This window comes from Polaromonas sp. CG_23.6, assembly GCF_029892315.1.
Taxonomy (GTDB): domain Bacteria; phylum Pseudomonadota; class Gammaproteobacteria; order Burkholderiales; family Burkholderiaceae_C; genus Polaromonas.
In genome coordinates this window covers 2,717,146-2,733,741 of sequence record NZ_JARXUY010000001.1, presented here as the reverse complement: position 1 = coordinate 2,733,741, position 16,596 = coordinate 2,717,146, and the positions used below count along the sequence as shown (strand labels likewise).

Annotated in this window: 12 protein-coding genes; 4 read left to right on the top strand and 8 right to left on the bottom strand. The window is 62.9% G+C overall.

Going from position 1 to position 16,596, the window contains the following annotated elements; translation table 11 throughout:
- The first annotated feature begins 77 nt into the window (after positions 1-77).
- Genes H4V98_RS12895 through H4V98_RS12885 form a run of 3 tightly spaced genes read left to right on the top strand, consistent with a single transcriptional unit; the run spans position 78 to position 6,161 of the window.
- Positions 78-1,349 carry a TolC family protein gene (locus H4V98_RS12895; RefSeq protein WP_231374756.1) on the top strand — a complete coding sequence of 424 codons (1,272 nt, stop codon included), beginning with the start codon at positions 78-80 and terminating at the stop codon, positions 1,347-1,349.
- Positions 1,350-1,371: 22 nt separating this feature from the next.
- Positions 1,372-2,994 (top strand): efflux RND transporter periplasmic adaptor subunit, encoded by a 1,623-nt coding sequence (locus H4V98_RS12890; protein WP_196863722.1) that lies wholly within the window; start codon positions 1,372-1,374, stop codon positions 2,992-2,994.
- Positions 2,991-6,161 (top strand): efflux RND transporter permease subunit, encoded by a 3,171-nt coding sequence (locus H4V98_RS12885; protein WP_196863721.1) that lies wholly within the window; start codon positions 2,991-2,993, stop codon positions 6,159-6,161. The genes H4V98_RS12890 and H4V98_RS12885 overlap by 4 nt, the downstream gene beginning before the upstream one ends.
- Before the next feature lie 20 nt (positions 6,162-6,181).
- On the opposite strand, the gene glp is transcribed toward H4V98_RS12885, so the two are convergent.
- The 8 genes from glp to araD all read right to left on the bottom strand — a co-directional run bounded on the left by glp (position 6,182) and on the right by araD (position 15,700).
- Positions 6,182-7,522 (bottom strand): gephyrin-like molybdotransferase Glp, encoded by a 1,341-nt coding sequence (glp, locus tag H4V98_RS12880; RefSeq protein WP_196863720.1) that lies wholly within the window; start codon positions 7,520-7,522, stop codon positions 6,182-6,184.
- A complete protein-coding gene (gene mobA / locus H4V98_RS12875; protein ID WP_196863719.1) occupies positions 7,519-8,163 on the bottom strand; it encodes a molybdenum cofactor guanylyltransferase MobA in 645 nt (214 codons plus the stop codon). Before mobA ends, glp begins: the two co-directional genes overlap by 4 nt.
- 158 nt (positions 8,164-8,321) lie before the next feature.
- On the bottom strand, positions 8,322-9,452 hold the full coding sequence (moaA, locus tag H4V98_RS12870; RefSeq protein WP_280757531.1) for a GTP 3',8-cyclase MoaA: 1,131 nt from the start codon (positions 9,450-9,452) through the stop codon (positions 8,322-8,324).
- A 122-nt stretch (positions 9,453-9,574) separates the two neighbouring features.
- Positions 9,575-10,336, bottom strand: a complete 762-nt coding sequence (locus H4V98_RS12865; RefSeq protein ID WP_196863717.1) for an SDR family oxidoreductase — start codon at positions 10,334-10,336, stop codon at positions 9,575-9,577.
- 258 nt (positions 10,337-10,594) lie between these two features.
- Positions 10,595-12,028: an aldehyde dehydrogenase family protein gene (locus H4V98_RS12860; protein ID WP_196863716.1), complete on the bottom strand. Its 1,434-nt coding sequence runs from the start codon at positions 12,026-12,028 to the stop codon at positions 10,595-10,597.
- Positions 12,029-12,178: 150 nt separating this feature from the next.
- The gene (locus H4V98_RS12855) at positions 12,179-13,162 is read right to left on the bottom strand and encodes a tripartite tricarboxylate transporter substrate binding protein (RefSeq protein WP_196863715.1); all 984 of its coding nucleotides are present in this window, start codon (positions 13,160-13,162) and stop codon (positions 12,179-12,181) included.
- A 64-nt stretch (positions 13,163-13,226) separates the two neighbouring features.
- Positions 13,227-13,943, bottom strand: coding sequence for a ribonuclease activity regulator RraA (locus tag H4V98_RS12850; RefSeq protein ID WP_196863714.1), 717 nt, complete (start codon positions 13,941-13,943; stop codon positions 13,227-13,229).
- A 17-nt stretch (positions 13,944-13,960) separates the two neighbouring features.
- Positions 13,961-15,700 (bottom strand): L-arabinonate dehydratase, encoded by a 1,740-nt coding sequence (gene araD / locus H4V98_RS12845; RefSeq protein WP_196863713.1) that lies wholly within the window; start codon positions 15,698-15,700, stop codon positions 13,961-13,963.
- A gap of 108 nt (positions 15,701-15,808) precedes the next feature.
- Here araD and H4V98_RS12840 point away from each other — a divergent pair, with 108 nt between their 5' ends.
- Positions 15,809-16,513 carry a GntR family transcriptional regulator gene (locus H4V98_RS12840; protein ID WP_196863712.1) on the top strand — a complete coding sequence of 235 codons (705 nt, stop codon included), beginning with the start codon at positions 15,809-15,811 and terminating at the stop codon, positions 16,511-16,513.
- Positions 16,514-16,596: the final 83 nt, after the last annotated feature.

The window sequence follows — 16,596 nt, the reverse complement described above, 5'->3', positions numbered from 1 at the left end:
TAGCCACTGCCTGAGCACGCCATGCGTGCCGGCAGCTTGTTTTGTTGTCTGGAGGTTTTATGTTTTCTCTTTGTTCCATGGGTCTCATTCGACGGGTCGCAGCGGCTGCGCTGCTGGCTAACGCCACAATGCCGCTTTGGGCGGCCGAACCCTTGTCTTTGCCGCAAGCACAGCAGCTGGCTGCCGCCCGGTCCCAGCAATTGCTGGCCCAGGATGCCAGCGCGAAAGCGGCGCGGGAAATGGCGGTGTCGGCCGGCCAGTTGCCCGATCCGGTCCTCAAACTCGGCGTGACCAACCTGCCGGCCGATGGCCCGGACCAATTCAGCCTGACGCGCGACTTCATGACGATGCGCTCTGTGGGCGTCATGCAGGAAATTACCCGCAGTGACAAGCGACAGGCGCGGTCTGCCCGTCTTGAGCGAGAAGCCGAAACGGCCGAAGCGGGGCGCCGGGTGGCGCTTGCCAGCTTGCAGCGCGAGACAGCCATTGCCTGGCTCGACCGTTTTTACCAGGAACGAATGCGCGGGTTACTGCGCACCCAGCGGGACGAAGCCAAGCTGCAGATCGAAGCGGCAGATGCCCTCTACCGGGGTGGTCGCGGATCGCAGGCTGACCTCTTTGCGGCGCGCTCTGCGGTGGCGCAACTTGACGACCGACTGGCGTTGGCCGATCGGCAAATTGAAACCGCAACCACCCAACTGGCCCGCTGGGTAGGTGCCGAAGCCGCAAAGCCACTGGGTGCGCCGCCTGCCCTTGATAGGGTCAGCCTGCATTCGGGAAATCTCGAATCTCAGCTTGCAAACCAGCCAGAAATTGATGTTTTGATGCGCAAGGAGGCCACGGCACAAGCCGATGTCGAGTTGGCGCTGGCAAACAAAAAATCCGATGTCAGCGTCGAGCTGATGTATTCCCAGCGTGGACCGGCTTTCTCCAACATGGTTTCGATAAATATGTCGATTCCGCTGCAATGGAATCAAAAAAACCGCCAAGACCGGGAGCTTGGGGCCAGGCTGGCTTTGCTGGAGCAGGTGCGCGCCGAACGCGAAGAAGGCACGCGCATGCAAGTCGCGCAGACGCTGGCAATGTTGCAGGAGTGGCGCAGCAACCGTGAACGCCTGGGCCGCTATGACGCCTCGCTGTTGCCGCTGACCTCAGAACGAACGCGCGCTGCCATCGCGGCCTATCGCGGTGCGGCGGGGTCGCTCACTGCCGTGCTGGAGGCGCGGCGTGGGGAAGTCGATATGCAAATGGAAAGACTCCGCCTGGAGATGGACACTGCGCGCCTGTGGGCCCAGATCAACTATCTGATTCCTGCGGCGAAAGACATGGCTTTCAACGCACACCCATGAACCTACAACCAAAAAAAAGAACATGAAACTCAAACCCCTCATCATTGGCTTGGTCATGGCCAGCCTTCTCAGTGTCGCCGGCTACGGCGTGTACATGGTCGGCATGCAGCGCGGCATGGGCATGGCCCCAGCTGCCGTTTCCATCCCTCAAGGCCCCAATGCCGCGACCGGTACGGTTCCGCAAAGCATCGCCGAAGGCGAAGATGCCACCCGCCGGCATATCAGCTCTGGCATCAAGGCGGGCGATATGGACCCTGTCGCTGGCAAGAAGGTCCTGTATTACCAGGACCCGATGGTGCCTGGCAACAAGTTCGACAACCCGGCCAAATCTCCCTTCATGGACATGATGCTGGTGCCCGTCTATGCCGGCGGCGATGGTGACCAGGGAAAGGTGACCGTGAGTGCCCGCGTCCAGCAAAACCTGGGGGTGCGCACCGCACAGGTAACCGAAGGCACACTGTCGCCAAAAATGTCTGCTGTCGGCAGCATAGCCTTCAACGAGCGCGACCAGGCCATCGTCCAGGCACGTGCAACCGGTTATGTGGAACGCCTGTATGTGCGTGCCACGCTGGATCGGGTCGCCAAGGGCCAGCCACTGGCCGAACTCTATGTGCCGGACTGGGTGGCCGCTCAGGAGGAATTTCTTTCGGTGCGTCGCATGCAAGGCACCGATCTGGCCGTGCTGGTCGACGGTGCCCGCCAGCGCATGCGCCAGGCCGGCATGAGCGACGCGCAGATTCGGGGGGTGGAAACCTCTGAAAAAATCCAGGCGCGCATCACCGTCGTGGCCCCCATCGCCGGGGTGCTGGTGGAATTGATGGCCCGCGAGGGCATGACCGTGATGCCAGGGGCCACCTTGTTCCGCATCAACGGCTTGTCCACGGTCTGGGCCAATGCCGAGGTGCCCGAGGGCCAGGCCGCGTTGGTACGCGTGGGGGCCAAGGTGCAGGCCAGCAGTCCGGCCGTGCCGGGAATGACGTTTGAGGGCAAGGTGCAGGCTATCTTGCCGGAGGTGAACGCGGCCACCCGGACACTGAAAGCCCGGCTTGAACTGGCCAATCCTGGCGATCGCCTGGTTCCCGGCATGTTCGTTGAGATGCAGTTCACGGACACGCGTAACGAAAAAGCCCTGCTGATTCCGACCGAAGCAGTGATCCAGACCGGCAAGCGCATGGTGGTGATACTGGCCGAGGACAATGGCAGGTTTCGCCCGGTCAATGTGCAGGCCGGGATCGAAAGCGGCGGACAGACCGAGATCAAGCGCGGCCTGTTGGCCGGTCAACGCGTGGTGGTGTCTTCGCAATTCCTGATCGATTCCGAGGCCAGCCTTAAAGGGGTCGAGGCACGTCTCAATGAGGCGCCCAAGCCAGCGGTTGCCAGCGCAGCGCTGCGGTATGAAAGTGAAGCGAAGCTCGATGCCATGGGTCCTGATGCACTCACCCTGTCCCATGGCCCCATCCCGGCGCTGAAGTGGGGCGCGATGACCATGGATTTCAAGCGTCCGCCCGCTGAGAAGCTGCCGCCCAATCTGCAAGCTGGCGACCGGGTGAGTTTTGAGTTTTACATGGATGCCGAGGGATTGCCGCAACTCACCCGCGTATCCCCGCTGGCACCTATGCCTCAAGCCGCCGGAGGCGCCAAGTGATTGCCCAACTCATTCGCTGGTCAATCGTCAACCGCTTTCTGGTGCTGCTGGCGACCGTGATGCTGGGCGCCTGGGGCGTGTATTCGGTGCTTAAAACCCCCCTTGATGCCTTGCCGGACCTGTCCGATGTCCAGGTGATCATCCGGACCACCTACCCGGGCCAGGCGCCGCGCATTGTCGAGAACCAGATCACCTACCCGATGACGACGACGATGCTCTCGGTGCCCGGCGCCAAGACGGTGCGGGGCTACTCGTTCTTCGGCGATTCCTACGTTTATGTGCTGTTCGAGGATGGCACCGACCTTTACTGGGCGCGCTCGCGGGTGCTGGAGTACCTGAACCAGGTGCAGTCGCGCTTGCCCGCAGGCGCCAAGGCCACGCTTGGGCCGGATGCAACGGGTGTCGGCTGGATTTACCAGTATGCGCTGGTCGACCGCAGCGGGACGCAGGATGCCGGCCAGCTCAGGGCCTTGCAGGACTGGTTTTTGAAGTATGAATTGAAAACCATCCCCAATGTGGCCGAGGTCGCCTCGGTGGGCGGCATGGTGCGCCAGTACCAGATCGTGCTCGACCCTGACAAGCTGGCCGCTTACGGCATCCCGCACACCAAGGTGGTAGAAGCCGTACAAAACGCCAATCAGGAAGCCGGCGGTTCGGTGCTCGAAATGGGTGAAGCTGAATACATGGTCCGGGCATCAGGCTATCTGCAAGGCCTGGACGACTTCCGGAAAATACCGCTCATGACGACCGACGCCGGTGTATCTGTACGCCTGGGCGACGTGGCACGTATCCAGATAGGGCCTGAAATGCGGCGCGGCATCGGCGAGCTTGACGGTGAAGGCGAAGCCACCGGCGGCGTCATCGTGATGCGTTCCGGAAAAAATGCGCTGGAGACCATTGCAGCGGTCAAGAAAAAACTCAAGACCCTGCAGGCCAGCCTGCCCCAGGGCGTGGAAATCGTGCCGGTGTACGACCGTTCGGGCCTGATCGAGCGTGCGGTGGAGAACCTGACGTACAAGCTGCTGGAAGAGTTTTTGGTGGTCGCGGTGGTGTGTTTTATTTTCCTGTTTCACATGCGCTCGGCCCTGGTTGCGATCATCTCGCTGCCACTGGGCATCCTGACGGCATTCATCGTGATGCGCTACCAGGGCGTCAACGCCAACATCATGTCGCTGGGCGGCATTGCGATTGCCATTGGCGCCATGGTCGATGCGGCAGTGGTGATGATCGAGAACGCGCACAAACACCTGGAAAACTGGAACCACAAGCACCCGGACGAAAAACTCGAAGGGCCTGCCCGCTGGCACGTCATTGGCGAGGCGGCTGCCGAGGTGGGCCCGGCGCTGTTTTTCTCGCTGTTGATCATCACGCTGTCGTTCATTCCGGTGTTCACACTGGAGGGCCAGGAGGGGCGCTTGTTCTCGCCGCTGGCCTTCACCAAGACCTATGCCATGGCCGCCGCCGCCGGCTTGTCGATCACCTTGATTCCGGTGCTGATGGGCTACCTGATCCGGGGCCGTATTCCCGATGAAAAGAGCAATCCGCTGAATCGCTTGCTCATCGCTGTCTATCGCCCCTTGCTGGAAGTGGTCCTGCGTGCGCCCAAGATGACGCTGGTGGTAGCTGGCGTGGCTTTGGTGCTCAGCCTTTGGCCCTTGCAGCACATCGGCAGCGAATTCATGCCCCGACTTGACGAAGGCGATCTGCTTTACATGCCCACGGCCTTGCCGGGTCTCTCGGCGGGCAAGGCGGCCGAACTGCTGCAGCAGACCGATCGCCTGATCAAAACCGTTCCCGAGGTGGCCAGCGTCTATGGCAAGGCGGGCCGCGCTGAAACCGCCACGGACCCGGCACCGATGGAAATGTTTGAAACCACCATCCAGTTCAAGCCCAAGGACCAGTGGCGCGCCGGCATGACCGCCGACAAGCTGGTCGAGGAACTGGACCGCATCGTCAAGGTGCCGGGCCTGTCCAACATCTGGGTGCCGCCGATCCGCAACCGCATTGACATGCTGGCCACCGGCATCAAGAGCCCGGTGGGGGTGAAAGTGGCGGGTGCCGACCTTGCCACGATTGACCGGATTACCGGCGAGATCGAGCTGGCGCTCAAAGATGTCCCGGGTGTGAGCAGCGCGCTTGCCGAACGCCTGACGGGCGGGCGTTACGTGGACATCGACATCCGGCGCGACGACGCCGCGCGCTACGGGCTGAATATCTCAGACGTGCAGTCGGTCATCTCGTCTGCTATCGGGGGTGAAAATATCGGGGAAACCGTCGAGGGACTGCAGCGTTTCCCGATCAATATGCGCTACCCCCGAGAGATGCGGGATTCTTTGGAGAAACTTCGAAATCTGCCCATCATCACCAAGCGTGGCCAGCGTCTGGTGCTGTCCGACGTGTCGGATGTAAAAGTCACAGACGGCCCCCCCATGCTTCGCAGCGAAAACGCCCGGCTGACAGGCTACGTTTACGTGGATATTCGTGACCGGGACTTGCGCTCTGCCGTGAAGGACATGCAGCAGGCTGTGGCCAAACAGGTTAATTTGCCGCCAGGCTATTCGATTTCCTGGTCAGGCCAGTTCGAGTTTCTGGAGCGTGCCACGGCCAAGCTCAAGGTGGTGGTGCCGTTCACGCTGCTCATTATCTTTGTGCTGCTCTACCTGTGCTTTGGCTCCTTCGGAGAAGCGTTGCTGATCATGGCGACACTGCCTTTCGCCATGGTGGGGGGGATCTGGCTGCTGTATTTGCTCAACTACAACTTCTCGGTGGCGGGCGCTGTCGGGTTCATTGCGCTGGCAGGGGTGTCTGCGGAATTCGGCGTGATCATGCTTTTGTACTTGAAAAGTGCGTGGAACGACCGCATCGAGGGCGGCAAGGCCACTGCCGACGATCTGCTGGATGCCATTCGGGACGGTGCCGTGCTGCGAGTCCGGCCCAAGGCCATGACGGTGGCGGTGATCCTGGGCGGCCTGGTTCCGATCATGTGGGGTGCGGGCACTGGCTCGGAGGTAATGCAGCGCATCGCCGCGCCCATGGTGGGCGGCATGATCACCGCGCCGCTGCTGTCAATGTTCGTGATTCCGGCTGTTTACCTGCTGATGCGCAGACCACGGCTGAAAACGTCGTCTCGTTGGCAGTTCTGGAAAGGCCGCCAGGCGCCCGCCTGACCTCCTGACCTGTCATGGCGCTATATGGCGCCGTCGAACATCATCACATCGACCTCATCGCCTACGGCGATGTTGCCCTGGTGGTGGTGCAGCACGATGAGCCCGTTGGCCTCGGCCATCGAGCGCAGCACGCCCGAGCCCTGACTGCCGGTGGTCTTGACCTGCAGCGAACCATCCGGCGCGGTTGAAACCCAGCCGCGCTGGTACTCGGTGCGGCCCGGTTTCTTGCGAAGGGCTTCGCGGCTGTGGGCCTTGAGCAGCAGCAGCGGCTCGGGTGTTGCGCCCATCATTTGCAGCAGGGCAGGGCGCACAAACGCCAGGAAGGTCACCATCACCGCCACCGGGTTGCCGGGCAGGCCAAACAACACCGCGCCTTTGCTTTCATTTTGATAGCTGTTAGTGCCCGTTCCACTTGCGCCAGGTGCCAATTTGATGTTTGAGATACGTCCCACCGCCATGGGCCGGCCCGGCCGCATGGCGATGCGCCAAAACGCCACGTCACCGAGCTTTTTCATCATCGCCTTGGTGTAGTCCGCCTCGCCGACGCTGACGCCGCCGGAAGTGATGATGGCGTCCGCCTGCCGGGCGGCGTTGGTGAACGCAGCTTCGAGCAGTGCGGGTTCGTCGCGCACCACGCCCAGGTCGATAACCTGGCAACCCAGTCGGCTGAGCAGGCCGAAGACGGTGTAGCGGTTGCTGTCGTACACGGCGCCTTCGCGCGGCGCTTCGCCCAGCGACAGGATTTCGTCGCCGGTGGAAAAGTAGGCCACGCGCAGGGGCCGCCAGGTTAACAGTGTTTTAAGACCCAAAGAGGCTGCCAGCCCAAGCCGGGCGGGCGTGAGAAGCTCGCCTTTTTGCAGCGCTGGCTGGCCCTGCGCCAGGTCTTCCCCGCGCAGGCGGCGGTTGTCCCCCAGACACAGCAGGCCCGCCGGAATCGTGACGGTTTCCTGCTCACCGGTTCGGCGCAACTGGACGAATTCCTGCGGAACCACCGTGTCCAGACCGGCCGGCATGATGGCCCCGGTCATGATCTTCACGCACTGGCCGGGATGGACGCTGCCCTGCCAGGCCTTGCCGGCCAGCGCCGTGCCAGCAACGTGCAACTCCAGCGCAGCATTTGACGCCAGTTCAGCACCTGAAAATGCAAAACCGTCCATGGCCGAGTTGTCATGCGGCGGCACGTCGAAGGGCGAAACCACATCGGCTGCGAGAACCCGGCCAAGCGCTTCAAACAAGGGCGTCTCGACCGTGTCCTGAACCGGCGTCACCAGCCGGGCCAGAAAATCGCGCACGCCGTCGGCCGTCATGGCCTGCGGGTCATAGCCCTGCAACTGGGCGGCAATGGCGTCGATGGCGTTCACGGCTGCCTGGCTTCGAGCTGATGCAGTTCGGCCAGCGTGTTGGCGTTGAAAAAGGCATGCGGCGCATCGCCGGGCTGGTCAAACGGCACGATGACGGTGTGGTGCTGCGCCGTCCAGGCGTCGATCTTGCGGCCGCCGGCCTGGGTGAAACGCGCCAGGCTTTCAAGCATGTCCACGCCCATCAGGCAAAACACCGGCTGCGGCCGCAACTGGCCAACTTCTTCACGCGCGGCGGCCACGGCAAAGTCAGCGCCTTCCCGCGCCATCGCGTCGGCCATGCGCGCGACCAGATCGGTGGGAAACAGCGGCGTGTCGCACGGCACGGTGAGCAGATAAGGTGTTTCGCACCGTTCCAGGCCTGTAATGAAACCGGCCAGCGGCCCCGCATAGTCGCCCAGCGAAGTGGTGTCAGGCCAGATCGGAACGCCAAAGGATTCGTAGGCAGACAGGTTGCGGTTGGCATTGATCATGATTTCGCCCACCTGCGGCGACAGCCGCATCAAGGTGTGCAATGCCAGCGGCACGCCGTTGAAGTTTTGCAGCCCCTTGTCCGCGCCCCCCATGCGCGAGCCGCGTCCGCCCGCCAGGATCACGCCCGTGATGGCTTCGGCATGCAAAGGTGTCTTCATGTTCATGGTCATCCAGTGTTCCTAAAAATGTGCATTATGCGAAGCGACAAGCGCAGTGGCGTCACCTCTTCCCCAGCAGGGGCCGCGGAACTGGCTTCGCCAGGCCGCAGGCGCAGCGGCCCCCTCGGGGGGCAGCGAACCACACGCAGTGGGGAGCGTGGGGGCCACACTCACCCGCCGATGTAACTCATTTCAATGCGCTTGGCATCGCCTGCCGGACTGGCATCGGGCGGCAACCCGGCGCGCAATTCCGAATAGCGGTCCGAACGCGCCTGCCAGATCGGCCCAATGGCAGCGGCGATCTGCTCGTCGGCCAGATTTCCGCGCAGCAAGGCGCGCAGGTCGTGGCCCTGGCTGGCGAACAGGCATAAAAACAGCTTGCCTTCTGTGGACAGCCGCGCGCGGTTGCATTCGCCGCAAAACGCCTGGGTCACACTGCTGATCACGCCAATTTCCCCCGCGCCGTCAAGATAGCGCCAGCGTTCGGCGGTTTCGCCGCTGTAGTTGGGGTCGATGGCCGTCAAGGGGAATTCGGCGTGCAAGCGATCAATCACTTGGCGGGAGGGCAACACCTCGTCCATGCGCCAGCCGTTGGTCGCGCCCACGTCCATGAATTCGATAAACCGCAGCACCGCGCCGGAATGCCGGAAATGCCGAGCCAGCGGCAGAATCTGGTGGTCGTTGGTACCGCGCTTGACGACCATGTTGACCTTGACCGGCGCCAGGCCGACCTGGTGCGCCACCTCGATACCCCGGAGCACGTCGGCGACCGGAAAGTCAACGTCGTTCATGCCGCGAAAAATCGCGTCGTCCAGCGCATCGAGACTGACGGTGACGCGCTGCAGACCGGCGTCCTTCAGCGACTGGGCTTTTCGGGCCAGCAGTGATCCATTGGTCGTCAGCGTGATGTCCAGCGGCTTGCCCCCAGGGGTTTGCAGCTTTGCCAGCATGCCGACCAGCACTTCCAGGTTCTTGCGCAGCAAGGGTTCACCGCCAGTAAGCCTGATTTTTTCGACGCCGTGGGCGACGAAAATCGTCGCCAGACGGGTGATTTCCTCAAAGCTCAGCAGCGAGCTTTGTGGCAAAAACGCATAGTCCTTGTCGAAAATCTCGCTCGGCATGCAGTAGTTGCAGCGAAAGTTGCAGCGGTCCGTCACGCTGATGCGCAAATCGCGCAGCGGCCGGCCCAGTGTATCGCTGAGCAGGCCGCTTGGCGCTGTCAGGTGGGCCGGGACGGCGGGAATGCGGCTGGCATAACGCAGGTCTGCCAGGGGAATGATCTTGCGTGGTGTGTCTGTCATGGTGATGGGCCTTAGGGGAGAATTTACCCCATCGGTCTGTCCCGCCCCCGCGCCGCCTGCTTTACCCACGGAAGATATGCGTGATCGGTGCGGCCCAGGTCAAGGGCTCGCGTCTTTTTTCCTCAGACACAACGGGCGCCATCCACCTCCAGGCACACGCCACTGATGAAGTCGGCCTCGTCGCTGGCCAAATAGAGCACCGCATTGGCCACGTCCAGCGCGGTCGAAAACCGCCCCAGCGGAATGCTCGCCCGAAAGCGTGCCTTGCGCGTTTCATCGAGCGGGCCGCCGGCAAAGTCGGCTGACAGGCCGGTGTCGGGGTTGAACACCGGGTTCACGCAATTGACCCGGATGTTGTCCGGCCCCAGTTCGGCCGCCAGCGACTTTGAGGTGGTGATGACTGCGCCCTTGGAGCCGTTGTACCAGGTCAGGCCGGGGCGGGGCCGCACGCCGGCGGTGGAGGCAATGTTGATGAAGCTGCCGCCGCCCTGGCTTCTGAACACCGGCGTCGCATGGATGGTCGCCAAATAGATGCTCTTGACGTTGATGGCGTAGCACTTGTCAAAATCGTCCTCGCTCACATCCAGCGCCGGCTGGTTGCGGTGCGTCCAGCCGGCATTGTTGACCATCACGTCAAGCCGGCCGTAACGCTGGACGGCAGCGTTGACCAGTGCCTTGACTTCATCCGATTTGGTGACATCGGCGGCAAAGAATGACGCGGTGCCGCCAGCCTTGACGATGGCGGCGACCACCTTTTCGCCCAGTTCGGCATGGATGTCGTTGACGATGACCTGGGCGCCTTGGGCCGCCAGCCGCCGGGCGATGCCTTCGCCGATGCCGCCACCGGAACCGGTGACGATGATGGATTTGTTCTTGACGCGCATGGGTGTTGTCTCCGGGTTGGTTACTATTTATTTGATAGCTGTCAGCGCTTGCCAGCTGTGGGCTGGAAGCCTTTTTTAATCGTTATTTGTCTTTTGTGAAGCCTGTTGTCAAGTCTCGGCCACTCCATGGCTTATGCGCCATTCGGTGCCATCAGTGGTGCGCAAGTCGGGCCCGCACAGTCTGCAATTCATCGCAGGACGGTGGGGCTGGGCAAGCCTGAACCCGACAACAGGCTGCGGCGCAAGTCGCGCGGCTGTCTAGCCATGCCGCACGGCTACCGTCTTCAGCGTGGTGAACCCATACAGCGCCTCGAAGCCCTTTTCCCGGCCATAGCCTGACGACTTCACGCCGCCGAAGGGCAGCTCGACACCGCCGCCAGCACCGTAGTTGTTGATGAACACCTGGCCGCTCCTGATGCGTCTGGACATGCGGAACTGGCGCGCGCCGTCGGCGGTCCAGATGCCGGCGGCCAGCCCGAAGCGGGTGGCGTTGGCCAGTTCGACGGCCTCGTCCTCATCCTTAAACTGCAGCGCGCACAGCACGGGCCCAAAGACTTCTTCCTGCATCAGGCGGTGGTCGGCCGGCACGTCGCACAGCAGCGTAGGCGCCTGGTAAAAGCCGCTGTCCGGCGCTTCATCGACGATCTGGCCCTGCGCCACCATCGGAATGCCGGCGACATGGGCATCGCTCAAAAAGTCCCACACGCGCTGCTGCTGGCTCTGGCGAATCAATGGGCCGACGTCCAGGTCCATGGCGGCCGGGCCGACGCGCAGAGCTTCAAACGCCTGCCCCAGTCGCGCCAGCAAGGGATCGTAGATGGCCTGTGCAATCAGCAGGCGCGAGCCCGCCGAGCAGGTCTGCCCGGCGTTTTGCACGATGCCGTTGATGATGGCGGGGATGGCCGCGTCCAGGTCGGCGTCGGCGAACACGATCTGCGGGCTTTTGCCGCCCAGTTCCAGCGTGACCGGGCAGTGCCGCTCGGCCGCCACCTGCTGAATCAGCGTTCCTATGTTGGGGCTGCCGGTGAAGCTGATGTGGTCGATGCCGGCGTGGCGGGCCAGCGCGTCGCCCACTTCATGCCCATAGCCTGTGACGATATTCAGGGCGCCGGCCGGAAAGCCCACCTCGGCGGCCAGTTCGGCCACGCGCAGCAACGACAGGCAGGCGTCTTCGCTGGGTTTGACGACGCAGACATTGCCCGCCGCCAGCGCGCCGCCAACGCTGCGGCCAAAAATCTGCATCGGGTAGTTCCACGGAATGATGTGGCCGGTCACACCGTGCGGCTCGCGCCAGGTCATCACGCTGTAGCCCTCCAGGTAGGGGATCGTGTCGCCATGCAGCTTGTCGCAGGCGCCGGCATAAAACTCGAAGTAGCGGGCCAGCGCCAGGGCGTCGGCCTTGGCCTGCCGGGTCGGTTTGCCGCAGTCGCGCTGCTCGATGAGGGCCAGTTCATCGGCATGTTCGGCCACCTTGACCGACAGGCGCATCAAAAGCCGTCCGCGCTCGGTGCCGCTGAGCCGGCACCAGACCAGTTCCAGGCAGTCTCTGGCGCTGCGCACCGCCACGTCGATGTCATGCGCCGTGCTGCGCTGGATGTTGTCGAAAACCTGACCATCGGAAGGATCAATGACCGCAATGGTCTTTCCGGAGAGGGACGGGACGCGGGTGTTGGCAATGTAGTTGAGTTGCATGGACATGATTTTGCGTGAATGTGGCGTACAAGGCTACCTCTTCGCCGAAAGCTTCAGCACGACAGCCCCGCCCCGCCGCTTGAAGCGACGCAAGCCCGACTGCTGCCAGCAACAGTTATGGAACGGACCGCGCCGTAGCCCTTGACCGGTTCAGGGCGTCTTGATGCCTGCAGTCTTGATGACCCGTGTCCAGCGCGCTTCTTCGCTCTTGACGAACCCGGCGTAGTGTTTGGCGCCTTGCACCGGCACGACAAAACCCTGCGATTCCAGGCGCTGCTTGACGGCAGGCGACTCCATGGCCTGCACCAGTGCCGCTTCGAGCTTGTCGACGATCGGCTGGGGTGTGCCCCTGGGTGCGGAAATGCCCGACCATGACAGCGCTTCAAACCCCTTGTAGCCGGACTCGGCCACAGTTGGCACATCGGGGTACAGCGCATTGCGCTGGGCGCTCGATACCGCCAGCGGGCGCAATTTGCCGGCCTTGACGTGCTGCAGCGCCACGTCCTGGTTGATGAACATCATCTTGATCGTGCCACCCAGGATGTCGGTCATCATCGGGCCGCCACCACGGTAGGGAATGCCCAGCATGAAGATGCCGGCGGTCTGCTTGAACTGCTCCATCGCCATATGGCCGGAGGCGGCTGGCGTGTAGCCGTAGTCCAGCTTGCCGGGGTTGGCCTTGGCGTAGTCGACCAGTTCCTTCACCGTCTTGAATGGGGTGCTGGGATGCACCACCAGCACATTCGGGCCGGAATGCACCTGCGAGATGTGCATGAAATCGGTGTTGGAGTCGTATTTCGGGAAAGGCTCCAGGCCGTGGGCCACGGCGTTTTGACCGACGCCAGTCTGGATCAGGGTGTACCCGTCGGGCGTGGCCTTGGCACCGCGCTCGGTGCCGATCACGCCGCCGGCACCGCCGATGTTCTCGACGATGAAGGGTTGCTTGAGGATCTTGCCCAGTTCCTCGGCAACCAGCCGGCCCATCACGTCGCTGGTGCCACCGGCGGGGAAGGGAACGATGATCTTCACCGGTTTGTTGGGGTAGTCGGACTGGGCCAGGGCTGCGCCCGTTGATGCTATGAAAACAATAGCTGAAAATGCAATGGTGATAAGCGCAAGACGTCTTTTTGACATAAATTTATCTCCTGATGAAGTAGGTTGGCGTGTGGCAGGGCGCAGCGCGCCAATGGACGGCGATTCAGCGCCCCTTGGCTTGACGCCAGACTGCAAAATCGTCCTTGGATTGCTGCTGCGTGGGCGGGTACAGGCCGATGATGGCGCGGCCCTTGAGCACTTCTTCGGTCACGAAATCCTCGAAGGCCGTCATTTCCACCGCCTCGTCGGCAACCTCGTCGGCCAGGTGCGCCGGAATCACGAACACGCCTTCCTGGTCGCCGACGATCACGTCGCCCGGAAACACCGCCACGTCGCCGCAGCCAATCGGCACGTTGATGTCCAGCGCCTGGTGCAATGTCAGGTTGGTCGGGGCCGACGGGCGCTGGTGGTAGGTGGGGAAGGGCAGCACGGCGAGCTCGGGCGAATCGCGAAAGCCGCCGTCGGTGACGATGCCGGCGGCGCCGCGCACCATCAGCCGCGTGATCAAAATCGAGCCGGCCGAGGCGGCGCGGGCGTCCTTGCGGCTGTCGATCACCAGGACCGCGCCTTCGGGGCACTGCTCGACGGCGACGCGCTGCGGGTGCTTGGGGTCCTGGAACACGCTGATCGGGTTCAGGTCTTCGCGCGCTGGAATATAGCGCAGCGTGAAGGCTTCGCCCACCATGGTCGGCAGGCTGGGGTTGATGGGACGCACCTCCTGGATGAACTGGTTGCGCAGGCCGCGCTTGAACAGGGCAGTGCACAGCGTGGCGGTGCTGACGGTCTTGAGCTTGTCACGCGTCGCGGGATTGAGTGCCATTGGAGGGTCTTTCGCTTTCAGTAAATGTCGGGCTCGCCGATGGGCGCGCCGAACGAGGTTTCAAGAAAATCAAAATCGCAGCCGGTGTCGGCCTGCTGGATGTGCCGGGCGCTCATCCAGCCGTAGCCGCGCTCGAAGCGCTTGGGCGGCGGCGTCCAGGCGGCGCGGCGCCGGGCCAGTTCGTCGTCGCTGACTTCAAGGTGAATGCGCCGGGCCGGCACATCGACGCTGATCAGGTCGCCGGTCTTGACCAGTGCCAGCGGGCCGCCGATATAGGCCTCGGGCGCGACGTGAAGGATGCAGGCGCCGTAGCTGGTGCCGCTCATGCGCGCGTCCGAGATGCGCAGCATGTCCTTGACGCCCTGCTTGACCAGCTTGAGCGGGATCGGCAGCATGCCCCACTCGGGCATGCCGGGGCCACCCTGCGGTCCGGCGTTGCGCAAAATCATGATGTGGTCGGCCGTCACGTCGAGGTTTTCGTCGTCGACGGCGGCTTTCATCGACGGGTAGTCGTCGAACACCAGCGCCGGGCCGGTGTGCTGAAAATAGCGCGGCGCGCAGGCGCTGGGCTTGATGACGCAACCATCCGGCGCCAGGTTGCCGCGCAGCACGGCCAGCGCGCCTTCGGCATAGATCGGGTTGTCCAGCGGCCGGATCACGTCGTGGTTGTAAACCTCGGCGCCGACCAGGTTGTCGCCCAGCGGCTTGCCGGTGACGGTCAGCGCATCGAGCTTGAGGTGGTCTTTCAGCACGCTCATCATGCCGAGCATGCCGCCGGCGTAGTAAAAATCTTCCATCAGGTAGGTGTCGCCGCTCGGCCGGATGTTGGCGATCACCGGCACCTTGCGGCTGGCGGCGTCAAAGTCGTCCAGTCCGACGGCGCAATGCTCGCCGGCACGGCGTGACATGGCGACGAGGTGAATGATGGCGTTGGTCGAGCAGCCCATCGCCATGGCGACGGTGATGGCGTTCTCGAACGAGGCGCGCGACAGCAGTTTGGCCGGTGTCAGGTCTTCCCAGACCATGCTGACAATGCGGCGGCCGCATTCGGTGGCCATGCGGATGTGGTTCGAATCCACGGCCGGAATCGACGACGCGCCGGGGAGCGTCAGGCCCATCGCCTCGGCAATGCCGGTCATGGTGCTGGCCGTTCCCATCGTCATGCAGTGGCCATGGCTGCGCGCAATGCCGCCTTCGACTTCCAGCCACTGCGCCTTGTTGATCTTGCCCGCGCGGCGTTCGTCCCAGTATTTCCACGTGTCCGAACCCGAACCCAGCACCTTGCCCTTGACGTTGCCGCGCAGCATCGGGCCGGCCGGCATGAAGATGAAGGGCATGCCGGCGCTGAGCGCCCCTAGCACCAGGCCGGGCGTGGTCTTGTCGCAGCCGCCCATCAGCACCGCGCCGTCAATCGGGTGGCTGCGCAGCAGTTCCTCGACGTCCATCGCCAGCAGGTTGCGGTACAGCATGGTGGTCGGCTTGACCAGCGATTCGGACAGCGACAGCGCAGGCAGCTCCAGCGGAAAGCCGCCGGCCTGCAGTACGCCGCGTTTCACGTCTTCGACGCGCTGCTTGAAGTGGCCGTGGCAGGTACCGATGTCGCTCCAGGTGTTCAGGATGGCGATGACCGGCTTGCCTTCCCAGTCCTCGGGGCCGTAGCCCAGCTGCATCACCCGCGAGCGGTGGCCGAAAGACCGCACATCGTCCGGCGCAAACCAGCGCGCGCTGCGCAATTCTTCATAGGTCTTGTGTTTCATCAGAAGGGCTTGTGGTTCAAAATAGTGGGAAAATTAAAGCACTAATATATTAGTGTGTCAATGCTATGATTTACCCTGACCGCCACCCTTACCAACCGTAAAGACCGCATGACTGCTCTCGCGAATATTGCGCCGCTCAAACTGGACCGTACCCGCCAGTCGGCGCCGCAAGTGTTTGAAGTTTTGCGGGAACTGATCGTTTCGGTGCAGCTGGAGCCCGGAACGGTGTTGCAGCGCGCCGAATTGGCGGATCACTTCGGCATCAGCCAGACGCCAATTCGCGATGCCCTGTTGCGTCTGGGCGAAGAGCAACTGGTCGATATTTTTCCGCAACACGCCACGGTGGTCAGCCGCATCGATTTGTCGGCGGCGCTGCAGTCGCATTTCCTGCGTCGGGCGATTGAACTGGAAATTTTGACTGTCCTGTGTGTATTGCCGCAAGCGGAACACGGCGATTTGGTGCGGCGGTTGAACGCGAGCTTGGCCGTGCAGGAGGCTGCGCTCAACCCGCTGGACATTCCAAAACTGGCCCTGGCCGATCTTGCATTCCATCAGGAACTGTACGCAGCGGCCAGTGTGGGGCCACTGTGGACGCTGGTGCGCAGACAAAGCGGTCATGTGGACCGGCTGCGCCGCCTGAACATGCCCGAAGAAGGCAAGCCCCAGTCGATCGTGCGGGACCATCGGGTCGTCGTCGAAGCTCTCGCGCGCAAGGACGCGCCAGGGGCACAACAGGCCTTGCGCCAGCACCTGGCCGGAACACTGGCTTTTGTGGACAGCATCAAGCAGCGATTTCCGGACTGGATTGTTTAGCCTGCGAACGGACGCGCAGGGTGCTTCAACGCAGTGTTTCTGTGTGTTGTCGTGATCAACGCAATCGCTGCCAAAGCCGTGGA